This window comes from Clostridium sp. CTA-6 (assembly GCF_054768115.1).
The window spans coordinates 39,212-52,072 of sequence record NZ_BAAAAU010000008.1; the positions used below are offsets into that span (position 1 = coordinate 39,212).

11 protein-coding genes are annotated in these 12,861 nt (G+C 29.4%); 1 reads left to right on the forward strand and 10 read right to left on the reverse strand.

Going from position 1 to position 12,861, the window contains the following annotated elements:
* Positions 1-13: 13 nt before the first annotated feature.
* From priA to spoIVA, 8 genes are all read right to left on the reverse strand, one after another.
* Entirely contained in the window at positions 14-2,221 is a 2,208-nt protein-coding gene (gene priA / locus ACYUDJ_RS13265) for a primosomal protein N' (RefSeq protein WP_003484709.1), read from the reverse strand.
* Between the two features lie 286 nt (positions 2,222-2,507).
* The gene (gene coaBC, locus ACYUDJ_RS13270) at positions 2,508-3,695 is read right to left on the reverse strand and encodes a bifunctional phosphopantothenoylcysteine decarboxylase/phosphopantothenate--cysteine ligase CoaBC (protein ID WP_003484708.1); all 1,188 of its coding nucleotides are present in this window, start codon (positions 3,693-3,695) and stop codon (positions 2,508-2,510) included.
* A gap of 1 nt (position 3,696) precedes the next feature.
* Positions 3,697-3,915 carry a DNA-directed RNA polymerase subunit omega gene (gene rpoZ / locus ACYUDJ_RS13275; protein WP_003388622.1) on the reverse strand — a complete coding sequence of 73 codons (219 nt, stop codon included), beginning with the start codon at positions 3,913-3,915 and terminating at the stop codon, positions 3,697-3,699.
* Positions 3,896-4,525, reverse strand: a complete 630-nt coding sequence (gene gmk, locus ACYUDJ_RS13280) for a guanylate kinase (RefSeq protein ID WP_003484706.1) — start codon at positions 4,523-4,525, stop codon at positions 3,896-3,898. The genes rpoZ and gmk overlap by 20 nt, the downstream gene beginning before the upstream one ends.
* Positions 4,525-4,800, reverse strand: a complete 276-nt coding sequence (gene remA, locus ACYUDJ_RS13285) for an extracellular matrix/biofilm regulator RemA (protein WP_003484705.1) — start codon at positions 4,798-4,800, stop codon at positions 4,525-4,527. The genes gmk and remA overlap by 1 nt, the downstream gene beginning before the upstream one ends.
* Before the next feature lie 15 nt (positions 4,801-4,815).
* The gene (locus tag ACYUDJ_RS13290; RefSeq protein ID WP_042384657.1) at positions 4,816-5,694 is read right to left on the reverse strand and encodes a YicC/YloC family endoribonuclease; all 879 of its coding nucleotides are present in this window, start codon (positions 5,692-5,694) and stop codon (positions 4,816-4,818) included.
* 193 nt (positions 5,695-5,887) lie between these two features.
* Positions 5,888-6,889: an asparaginase gene (locus ACYUDJ_RS13295; RefSeq protein WP_003484690.1), complete on the reverse strand. Its 1,002-nt coding sequence runs from the start codon at positions 6,887-6,889 to the stop codon at positions 5,888-5,890.
* Positions 6,890-7,775: 886 nt separating this feature from the next.
* Positions 7,776-9,257, reverse strand: a complete 1,482-nt coding sequence (gene spoIVA / locus ACYUDJ_RS13300; protein WP_003484689.1) for a stage IV sporulation protein A — start codon at positions 9,255-9,257, stop codon at positions 7,776-7,778.
* 392 nt (positions 9,258-9,649) lie between these two features.
* Between spoIVA and ACYUDJ_RS13305 the strand changes: the two genes are divergently transcribed.
* Positions 9,650-10,306, forward strand: a complete 657-nt coding sequence (locus ACYUDJ_RS13305; protein ID WP_460289646.1) for a hypothetical protein — start codon at positions 9,650-9,652, stop codon at positions 10,304-10,306.
* Positions 10,307-10,376: 70 nt separating this feature from the next.
* Here the strand turns inward: ACYUDJ_RS13305 and ACYUDJ_RS13310 are convergent, their stop codons facing one another.
* Together ACYUDJ_RS13310 and der are read right to left on the reverse strand one after the other, a co-directional pair.
* Positions 10,377-11,375, reverse strand: coding sequence for an NAD(P)H-dependent glycerol-3-phosphate dehydrogenase (locus ACYUDJ_RS13310; RefSeq protein WP_042384651.1), 999 nt, complete (start codon positions 11,373-11,375; stop codon positions 10,377-10,379).
* A gap of 166 nt (positions 11,376-11,541) precedes the next feature.
* Entirely contained in the window at positions 11,542-12,861 is a 1,320-nt protein-coding gene (der, locus tag ACYUDJ_RS13315; RefSeq protein WP_003484684.1) for a ribosome biogenesis GTPase Der, read from the reverse strand.

The following is a 12,861-nucleotide window of genomic DNA, read 5'->3' on the forward strand; positions in this document are numbered from 1 at the left end:
CTAAATTTAAAAATTATAACAAACTGTTAGGATTTATATCTATACTTACTCTTATATCATTATAAACTTGTTCCAATGAAGTATAAACTATTTTTTGTATTTCATTCATTATATCCCCCGTCACATTTCCTTTTAATATTATTTGCCATCTATACATCTCTTTTATTTTAGATAATGGACTAGGACAAGGGCCTAACATATTTAAGTTATCATATTTAGATACAATATTCTTTAATATTATACCAATTTTATGTGTATTTTTTATTAATTTATTCTCATATTTACTACTTAAATTTATAAGCAATATTTTTGAAAAGGGAGGATAATTCATATCTTTTCTTATTTTTATCTCTTTATTATAAAATCCTTCATAATCACTTTTAGCCGCAGAGGTTATACTATAATTTTCTGGATTATAACTTTGAATTAAAACTTTCCCTTGTTTTTTTCCTCTTCCTGCCCTTCCTGAAACTTGAGTTATAAGTTGAAAAGTTCTTTCTCCTGATCTATAGTCTGGTAAATTTAAAGACATATCTGCTGCTAAAACTCCAACTAAAGTTACATTTTCAAAATCTAATCCCTTTGCTATCATTTGAGTTCCAATTAATATATCAGCTTCACCCTTTTTAAAAGTATTATAAATATTTTCATAAGCATTCTTAGTCCTTGTAGTATCTAAGTCCATTCTTAAAGTTCTAACTTCAGGGAAATATTTTTTTATGGATTTTTCCACTTTTTCTGTTCCTGCTCCAAAATATTTTACATATTTACTATTACATTTAGGACATTGTTTTGGTATTCTCATACTTGCTCCACAATAGTGGCACCTTAAGCTACTATCCCTATTATGATAGGTTAAAGAAATATCACAATTTTTACATTTGAAAACATACCCACATTCTCTACAGGATACAAATGTAGAAAAGCCTCTTCTATTTAAGAATAATATTATTTGCTCTTTTTTTTCTAACCTTGTGCTTATATCTTCAAATAGTTCTCTGCTAAATATAGATTTATTACCTGACATAAGTTCTTCTCTCATATCAACTATTTTAACCTCCGGCATAGACGCCCCCTCTATTCTTTCTTTTATGGTAATTAAATCTATTATTTTATTTTTACTTCTATAATAAGTTTCTAAAGATGGTGTAGCTGATCCTAAAATAATCTTACAGCCTTCATTCGTGCATCTAAGTTCTGCTATATCCCTAGCATTATATTTAGGATTACTATCAGACTTATAGCTACTTTCATGTTCTTCATCTATTATGATAGATCCTAAATTTTTAAAAGGTAAAAACACTGCAGATCTTGCTCCTATAGCTACTTTAACTTCTCCTCTTTTTACTCTCATCCATTCATCAAATCTTTCACCATCAGAGAGTTTGCTATGAAATACAGCTATATTTTTTCCAAATCTACCTTTGAATCTTTCCACCATTTGAGGAGTTAGTGATATTTCTGGTACTAAAATTATAGAATCCTTATCTTTTTCCATTAATTTCTTTACTAAATGCATGTATATCTCTGTTTTTCCACTACCTGTAACACCATGTATTAAAAATAATTTTCTATTGGAGTTTAAAATTCTATAAAGAGCTAAACTTTGGTCTCCATTTAGTATCCTTTCTTCATAATTTCTATACATTTTTTCATTATATCTATTTACTACGTGGTTCTCTTGAATTAAAAATCCATGTTTTATTAATGTATTTATAGATGATAGGGAAAATCCAAATTTTTTATTTAATATATTTTTATTATAAACTCCATCATTTAATTTTACAAAATCATATATTTTCTCATAATTTTCTTTTAAATATTTACCCTCTAAATCTTTATATATAAATATAAAGTTTTCTTTTTTTTCTTTGTTTCCCTTTGTAATACCTGGTGGTACTAATACCTTTATAGCTTCTAAATATGTACAAAGGTATCTTTCCTTCATTTGTTCTACAAGCTTTACTCTATTTAAATCTAATAAAGGATCCTCTTCACATATATTGCTTATATCCTTTATAGAAACTTTATCTTCATCTTTATAATTTTTATATAATTTTAAAACAAAACCATCTATTTTTTTATTGCCTTTACCAAAGGGAACTTTTACTCTATGTCCTATTTTTATTTTTTTATTTAATTCCTCTGGAATAGCATAAGTAAATAATTTATCCAATTTTATAGAAGAATTATTTACTATAATACCTGCATATTTAAACACTTTATCACCCTTTTAAGGAAATTTTTTTATCCTTTAGATAAGAATTTGTAAGCACAACATAAATCTAAAACTCTATATTATTAACTAGATACCTTTTTATCCGATGACTACCCGCTCTAATACTCCCATCTTCTTCAAAGTGGGAGTAAAGAGCGGGTACGTCCCTGGATAACGATTTCTAAGCTTCAGAGGGAGTAAAAACTCCCTCTAAAGCCAAAAACTCTGTTTATCCGCTAAATAAAAGAGGCTTAACTTATAAGGTTATTGCCTCTTTTTTATTTTCATATTATTTTTTATTTAATATAGTATCAAATATCCCTTTAGCTACTTCTCTTTTAGACATTTTTTCTAAATTTTTAATATGCCCATCCTTGGATATTATTGTAACCAAATTATCCTCTGATGCAAATCCTGTTTCCTTAGACAATATATTATTTGCTATTATAAAATCTAGATTTTTCTTCTCCAATTTAGATTTAGCGTTATCTAAAAGATCTTTGCTTTCTGCTGCAAAGCCTACCAATATTTGATTTTCTTTTATTAGTCCTAATTCTTTTAAAATATCTTTATCTCTTATTAGTGCTAAATTTAAATCATCACCAGTTTTTTTTATTTTATGCTCTTTATATTCTTTAGGCTTATAATCTGCCACAGCTGCAGATTTTATAACTATGTGCTGATTTTTAAAATTATCTTTAACAGCCTTAAGCATCTCTTCATTTGTATTAATTTTTATTATATCTACACCTAAAGGTGTTCTTAAGTTTGTAGGACCAGATACTAATGTAACCTTTGCGCCCCTATCTCTAGCTTCCTTTGCTATAGAATATCCCATTTTTCCAGAAGATTTATTTGTTATATATCTTACTGGATCTATAGGTGCTAGGGTAGGACCTGCAGTAACTAATACATTTTTTCCCGTTAAGTCTTTTATAGGATAAAGCATACTATCTGCTATTTCTACTATATCTTCAGTATCAGCCATTTTACCTTCCCCTACATCTCCACAGGCTAATCTTCCTGATATAGGGTTAATAAATTCATAACCAAAACTTTTTAGTTTTTCTATATTATTTTTTACTATAGGATTTTTATACATGTTTGTATTCATAGCTGGTACAAATACTACAGGACAAGTAGCTGCCATTATAGTAGTAGATAACATATCATCAGCTATACCATTAGCTACTTTACCAATAATATTAGCTGTAGCAGGAGCTACCAATATCATATCTGCCTTTTTAGCTAAGGATATATGTTGTATCTCAAAGGCCTTTGGTTCTTCAAACATATCCTTTGAAACCATATTACCACTTAAACTTTGAAAAGGTAGTGGGTGTATAAATTGTAGGGCAGACTTTGTCATTATTACATTCACATCATAATTTAGCTTTTTTAATTTGCTCACTATATCCAGAGCTTTATAACTAGCTATTCCCCCTGTTACACCTAATACTACACATTTTTTATTCATTTTATTTTATTCCTTCTTTAACTGTTTTATAAGTTATTTTTCCCTCATGTATTTCATTTATTGCTACTGTAACAGGTTTAGTTGAATCTATATCTACAAGTGGTTTTGCTCCATCTATTAATTGTCTTGATCTTTTAGATGTTATAGTTACTAATGAATATCTGTCATCAACCTTCTCTAATAAATTTACTATTGATGGATTAATCATAGAATTGCTCATGAATAAATTCCTCCTTTGATGCTAATATTGTATCCTTCATTCTATCAACTCTACAGTTTTCCGCTAATATAATACTTCTGACCTTATTAACTGCGTCCTCCACTGTATCATTTACTACTGCATAATTATATTTTGATACATAATTTATTTCCTTGTAAGCAGCTTTAAATCTTATCATTAAAGTTTCTGCTGTTTCACTACCTCTATTTATTATTCTATTTTTTAATTCTTCCATAGAAGGAGGCAATATAAATATAAATATTCCTTCTGGATAAGTTTCTTTTACTTTTAAAGCTCCTTGAATATCTATCTCTAATATTACATTATTACCATTATTAATCTTTTCTAAAACACTAGATTTTGGAGTTCCATATAAATTTTGATGAACTTTAGCATATTCTAAAAAATCATCTTTTTCTATTCTTTCATTAAATTCATCTTCATTTAAGAAAAAATAATGTACTCCATTTTCCTCTCCCTTTCTTGGAGATCTAGTGGTGGCAGAAACTGATACCCATAGGTCTTCCTTTTTTAAAAGTTCTTTGCATATAGTTCCCTTTCCTGCACCAGATGGTCCAGAAATAACTATAAGAAGTCCTTTTTTGGCCATTACTCTTCTCCCTCATTTATCTCTTCTTCTTCTGCTTTAGAAGCTAATCTATGAGCTACTGTTTCTGGCTGAACTGCTGATAAAATAACATGATCACTATCAGTTATTATAACTGCTCTTGTTCTTCTTCCATAAGTTGCATCTATAAGCATACCTCTATCTCTTGCTTCTTGTATTATTCTTTTTATAGGTGCTGATTCTGGGCTTACTATTGCAACTAATCTATTGGCTGAAACTATGTTACCAAATCCTATGTTTATTAATTTTATTGCCATTAAAAATCCTCCTAATTATTCTATATTTTGAATTTGTTCTCTAATTTTTTCTATATTATTTTTTATATTTAATACTAAATTAACTATTTCAAGATCTGTAGATTTAGAAGCTATAGTATTTGCTTCTCTATTCATCTCTTGAACTATAAAATCTAATTTTCTTCCTACAGGTTCTTTTAAATTAAGGGTTTCTGATACTTGATTTATATGACTATTTAATCTAACTATTTCTTCATCTACAGAAGATTTATCAACAAATAATGCCACTTCCATAGCTATTCTACTTTCATCGATTTCTGATTGGGATAAAAGCTCACTTACTCTTTCATGAATTTTTTTATTATATTCATTCACTACTTTTGGTGCCTTTTCCTCTATTCTATCAACCATTTTTTTTATTTCATCACATTTTATATTTATGTCTTTATATAATTTACTACCCTCCCTCTCTCTCATGGATACCAAAGCATCCACCGCTTTTTTCAGCGGAGTATTTAAATTTTTCCAGACTTCTTCTAAATCCTCTTCTTTTTGTTTTACAGTTATTACTTCTGGAAATCTTCCTATTAAAGATACTGATATGTCGTTTTTAACATCATATCTTTTACTTATCTTTTTTAAGCATTCATAATAATTGTCTGATAAGGTTTCATTGTATATAAGTTCTACATCATCTTTATCATATGTATTTACTGTGATATAAACATCAATTTTACCTCTATGTACTTTTTCTTGTATTGTAGCTCTCATTTTTTCTTCTAAAGCCATAAATGCTTTAGGCATTCTTATGTTTATATCACAGTATCTATGGTTTACACTTTTCATTTCTACAGTAAAACTTTTTTTATCCTGTTCTAAAAAACCTCTACCAAACCCCGTCATACTTTTAACCATATTCTTCATCCTTCCACAAACAGCCAGATATGATAATTATACATAAACTAAAGGATATTTACAACATAATCTCTATTTTACTTTAAAATACTCTGTTTTTCAAATAAAATTATAACATAATTTATGCTTTTTACATTATTATAACACTATATTTTTATAATTATTAAAATAATTATATTTTTAGTGTGTTAATTTATTTAGTGGTATATTTATAAAGGCCATCTTCAAATATTTGTCTTATTTTTTCTACATCATAATTTGATTTTGTTAATGCTAGAGCCAATTTTATCCTTGCCTTTTGTCCTGGAAGACTATCTCCAAATATTACTCCTATTTTTCTTAATTGTTTTCCTCCGCCTTCATAACCATAAGTATCCAATACTCTACCTTCATAGCATCTTGAAACTAGCACTACTGGTATATTTTTATCTATTGCTCTTTTTATACCAGGTACCATATTGGGAGGTACATTACCTCTACCCATAGCCTCTATTACCAAACCTTTATAATCTCTATCTAAACAAAAATCTATAAAACTTGAATCTATACCTGATACACACTTTATAAGAGCTACACTGCTTTCTATTTTATTTGTCTCTATATGTTGTTTTTTTAATCTTTCTCTATAAAATATTACTTGGTTATTATCTACTATGCCTATAGGTCCAAATATAGGACTCTTAAAAGTATTTAATGCAGTAGAATTAGATTTTGTAACCTCACTAGCACAATTTAATTCATCATTTAAACAAACTAAAACACCTTTACCTATAGCTTCTTTAGATATAGCTGTACAAATTGAAGCTGCCAAGTTAGCAGGTCCATCGTAACCTAATTCAGAACTGCTTCTCATAGCTCCTGTAACGATTACAGGCTTATGAGTTTTTATAGTTAAATCTAAAAGATAGGCTGTTTCTTCTAAAGAATCCGTACCATGAGTAACTACAACTCCACAAATATCTTCTCTTTCTAATATATTCTTTATATACTTTGATAAATCCATCATTTGCTCAGGAGTTATATAAGGACTTGGATAATTAGAAAATTCATAGTTCTCTATTTCAGCATATTCCTCTATGCCTGTTACCATAGCCATAATTTCTTCCCCAGATAAACTTGGTACCGCAGCCTTTATTCTAGGGTCTACCTTCATGGAAATAGTACCTCCGTTAAAAACAACTGCTACTTTTTTCATATCTTCATAACTTCCCCCTATCTATACAATATTATTAAATTTTTATTATTTAATTCTATAATAAAATATATTGAAAATTTTTATTTTTAATATAAAATGTTCCAAAATTAATTATACATTTTTACACTCCATCTGTCACTAACTGAATGTTAAACCACATAAGGAAAGTGCGACGCACTTTCCTTACTTAGAGTACAGAGTATAATGAACAGAGAACAGATATGGATGATTTTGTTCCACTCCTCTACACAAAATCTTTAATTTAAATATTTTTACTAAAATTATTAGGTAGTTTAAATATTATAAAATTAAATTTTGATTTCATATATAGATATCTAAAAAAAGCGATAGCGCGTCCGGAGGCTTTCTATAGTAATTAATATTTAGATTGATATAAAAAATTCAAGTGAATATCCCAAACCTATAATTTTTACATGGGGTGCTTACTTATGCAAAGAATTAAGCAGAAGCTTCATTTATAATTATCCGCTTAGTCAGAAGTTTTGTAGCTAAACATTTATAAGAATTTTATATAGAGTAATCTTAAAAATTTTCTTCATTAGAGAAGTATTACTAAAAAATATATAAAAGCCACTGATTACATTAAGTTTATATAAAAACTAGCTGAAATTAGTGGCTTTATATATTAAATTTGTTTGCTAACGCAAATAGTTTTGAATGCAATTTAAATTCGTATAAAGATTATGAAAAGTACAATCTTTTGCCATGCTACGCATTAATTTTCTATCGAAAATTTTTTAAGGTCTTAAGTCTTTTTTATAAAAAAAGAAAATATAATTTTACACTTTACGTGGCAAAGCGGAGAAAAATCATCCATATCTATTCTCTATACTCTGTTCTCTAAGGAAAGTGCGTCGCACTTTCCTTATAATATGATACAGATAAGCCCTCCATTACCTTCGTTTATTATCTTTTGAAGAGTTTTTTGTATCTTAACCTGTACATCCTCTGGCATTCTGTATAATTTATTTTGTAGTCCCTCTTTAACCAATACTTCTAAGGATTTACCAAACATATTACTTTGCCATATCTTTGATGGATCTGTTTCAAATTCTTCTAACAAAGATTTTAGCATTTCTTCGCTTTCCTTTTCTGTTCCCATTATTGGGGATACTTCTGTTTCAATATCGGCCCTTATAAAATGTAATGAAGGTGCACTAGCCTTTAATTTAACTCCGTATCTATTGCCTTGTTTTACTATTTCAGGCTCTTCTAATTTCATTTCTGTAAGTTGTGGTGCCACCAAACCATACCCCGTCTCTTTTACATCCTCCAAAGCCTCTGCTATTCTATCATATTCTATTTTTGCTTTATTCATAGTTTCAACTATTTTTAATAAATCATTTTCGTTTTCTATTTCCCTATTACAAACTTCCCCTATTATTTTATAGAACAGATCTTCTTTCGGCTTTAAAGCTATTCGAGCTGTTCCTTCTCCCATATTCATCTCATTTAATGTAGAATTATCTAAAAATTCAAATTCATATAGATTTTCCATAGATTTTTTTATGTCACGTACTTTATATATTTCCTTTGCCATATTTTTTACTACATTTATAAAGTCAGCTTTTAACCAATGTTCCGGCTTTAGCTCTTCTATCCAAGCTGGCATATCTATATTCACTTCTTTTATAGGGAACTCTTTAAGTACTCTTTGGAAAACATTAGTCATATCTTCTTCTTTCATATTTAAAATATCCATAGTTTGTACTGGTACATCATACTTTTCTTCAAGACTCTTTCTTAACTCTATAGTTTCCGGTTCATATGGATGTGATGAATTTAAAACTATTATAAAAGGCTTATTTATAGATTTTAACTCTTCTACAACTCTTTCTTCTACTTCTACATAGCTTTCTCTATCTATATCTGTTATAGATCCATCTGTGGTAATTAAAAGTCCTATAGTAGAATGCTCGTTTATAACCTTCTTAGTTCCAATTTCTGCTGCCTCTTCAAAAGGTATTTCATAATCATACCATGGTGTTGTAACCATTTTAGGCTTATCCTCTTCCTCCATATAGCCTAGAGCTCCATTCACAATATAACCTACACAGTCCACCATTCTAACTTTAAATTTAGTATCATTTTCTAAACTTACTTCTACAGCTTCATTAGGTACAAATTTTGGTTCTGTAGTATGGATAGCTTTACCTGAAGAACTTTGAGGAAGTTCATCTTTAGCCCTTTGTTTTTTATAAGCATTTTCTATCTTTGGTATAACCATTTTTTCCATGAATTTTTTTATAAAAGTAGATTTCCCTGTTCTAACAGGTCCAACTACTCCTACATAAATATCTCCTTGGGTTCTTTCTGCGATATCTTTGTATATATTAAAATTATCCAAATTATACCCCCCAATATTATAATATTAACATTATATATATACTACCAATTGCTAATATTTATTCCTAGAAATAAAGAATTATCAAATAGATATAATATTAATTTTATACCTCATAAGACAATTGTATAACCTTACTGATATTCCAAATAACTGACAAAGAATATTTCTTATATGCTTTGTCATATCTAGGATGAATCTTCTTCTTGTTTTAAGGAATACTTAGCTATATTAAGAATTAAAAATTATGGAAATTGCTTAATTATCTATATCTTACAATATATTAACCTAATTTTTATGTCAAAAAAAAAAAACGTCATATTATATAGTAATGCTGATATATTAAACTTTATTAGCAAAAATATAATAACATTATTTAAATAGAGGTGATTTACTTGAATAATAGATGTAAAATATGCATACCATGTTGTGGTAGATGCACCTGCCCTAGAGGTGCAACTGGACCTACTGGGCCTAGAGGTTCTAGAGGTGTAACTGGCCCTAGGGGCGCTACTGGCTCTAGAGGTATTACTGGTACTAGAGGTGTAACTGGACCTAGAGGTATTACTGGTACTAGAGGTATTACTGGACCTAGAGGTGTAACTGGTACTACTGGTCCTAGCCAACTTGGAACCATATATGTTTATAGAGACCTTACAGATGTGTTGGTAGTTGGCACTAATGAAGCTATATCATATGATAAGGTTGGTCCAATAAATCCTCCATCCCTATATACCTTTACTCCTCCAAGCACTGATATAACTATAAATGAAACAGGGCTGTATAGGATATCTTATACTGCATTAACCACATCATCCAATGGAATAACTGAGGTTTTCATAGGTGGTGTTCCTGTACCAGGTTCTGCTCAAAAATCACCTGGTAACAATGAAATAGTAGGAATAGTAGATGCTCAAGTAACAACCGCTCCAGCTGTCCTTCAAATTAGAAATGTGGACACCCAAAATTTAACTATTTCCGCAGCCACTACTATACCTGGAACTACAATAACTACTGTACCAGCGTCAGTTGCTATTCTTAAGATAATGTAAAAAAACACTAATCTAAAAGGTAGAAGACATCTTCTACCTTTAGATTAGCACTTCACCTATAATTATTATCTTAAATCATTTCCATTTTTTTATCCCTAGTCATAAGTTCATAGACCCCATAATTAGGCTCTTTATTTTCAAATAAAACTTTATATAATGTATCTGTTATAGGCATTTCTACATCTAGCTTTTCTTTTAATGTATAAAAGGCTCTACAAGCTTTTATCCCTTCTACTACCATACCTACCTCTTCTATTGCTTCTTCTGTGCTATAACCTTTACCAATTAATATACCAGCTCTTCTATTTCTACTATGCATACTTGTGCAAGTAACTATTAAATCTCCCATACCAGTGAGACCTGAAAATGTTTCCTGTTTGCCTCCAAGCTTTGTACCTATTCTTATTATTTCACTCATACCTCTTGTCATTAAAGCTGCCTTTGTGTTATCACCATAACCTATGCCATCAGATACACCTGCGGCTAAAGCTATAATATTTTTAACGGCTCCTCCTATTTCGACTCCTATTAAATCATCATTGGTATACACTCTAAATTTATTAGTCATGAAAAGATCCTGAACTTTTTTAGCTATATCCATATGCTTTGAAGACACAACTACCGTAGTAGGTATATCTTGAGCCACTTCTTCTGCATGACTAGGCCCTGACAACACTACTATAGGATTACTAGGCAATTCTTCTTCTATGACCTCAGATAATCTTTTCCCTGTACCCTCTTCTATACCTTTAGCTATACTTACTATTGTTTGATTTTCTTTTATGAAAGGTTGTATTTTTTTGCATACCTGTCTTATCACATGAGAAGGTACTGCTAATACTATAAATTCACATTGCTCCATACTTTTTTCTATTTCATTATAAGCTTTTATCCCTGCAGGTATTACTACTTTAGGTAAATATTTTATATTTTCTTTTTTGATATTTATATCCTCTACTATGTTATTTTTTCTATGCCATATGTTAATCTCTAATCCTTTTTTACCCAACATCACAGCTAAAGCTGTTCCAAAACTACCTGCCCCTAAAAAACAAACTGTTGAATCCATCTTATTCCTTCCTTTCCCCACCAGTTAATTATTAACCTAATTTTTATTTTCAATTGATATTTAAAATTAATTTAAATAAATAGGTTTATATTAAAAATTCCTATATATTCACTGCCACTTAAAACTCTTTGTTTTAGTGGCAGTTATCTATAGGATATCTTTAAATTTATTTTTCTTTTCTTTCTCTAAATTCTAATTTTATTCCTGTACCCTGGAAATCAAAATTTTCTCTTAATTGATTTTCTAAATATCTTTGATAAGAGAAATGTATACAAGCTGGATCATTTACAAAGAAAACAAAAGTTGGTGGTTTTGTTCCTATTTGAGTTACGTAGTAAATTTTTAATCTTTTTGTCCCTACTATAGGAGGTTCTTTCATCATAATAGCTTGACTTATTACATCATTTAAGACCCCTGTTTTTACTCTCTTAGTATAATTATCATAACATTCTTTAGCAGTTTGTAAAACTTTTACAACTCTTTGACCTGTTTTAGCAGATATAAATAAATATTTTGCATAAGCCATGAAGGATAAATTAACTTTTAACTCTTTTTTAAATTTATCCATAGTCTTATCATCCTTTTCTACTAAATCCCATTTATTAACTATAACTAAAATAGCCTTATTTAAATCATGAGCATATCCTATTATTTTTTGATCCTGTTCAGATATTCCCTCTGTGGCATCTATCATGAGGATACATACATCTGCTCTTTCTATAGATGCATAAGTTCTTATTACAGAGTATCTTTCTATTTCTTCTTTCACTTTACTCTTACGTCTTAATCCTGCTGTATCTATTAAAGTAAACTCACCAAAATCTGTATTTACATAGCTGTCTATAGAATCTCTTGTAGTTCCTGGAATATTACTTACTATAAGTCTTTCTTCCCCTAGCAATTTATTTATAAGAGAGGATTTTCCTACGTTTGGTTTACCTACAAAAGCTATATTTATTCTCTCATCCTCTTCTCCATCTGATTTATCATCTTTAAAATGTTCTACAACTCTATCTAACATATCACCTAAACCTAATGCCTGTGATGAGGATATAGTTACAGGATCTCCTATACCTAAATTATAAAACTCATAAGCATTATCTTCATCCTTTAGTTTGTCAATTTTATTTACTACTAGTACTACAGGTTTTTTACTTTTTCTAAGCATTTGTGCTACTTCTTCGTCTGCTGGTGCTAATCCTTCTTTTCCATCTACTAAAAATATTATTACATTAGCCATTTCTATAGCTATTTGCGCCTGTCTTCTCATTTGAGATATTATTATATCTTCGCTTTCTGGTTCTATACCACCTGTATCTATCATTGTAAATTTGTAATTTAGCCATTCAGCCTCTGCATAAATCCTATCCCTTGTTACTCCTGGTGTATCTTGTACTATAGCTATTCTTTTTCCTGCTAATTTATTGAATAGTGTAGATTTACCTACATTAGGTCTTCCTACTATTGCAACTATAGGTTTTCCCAT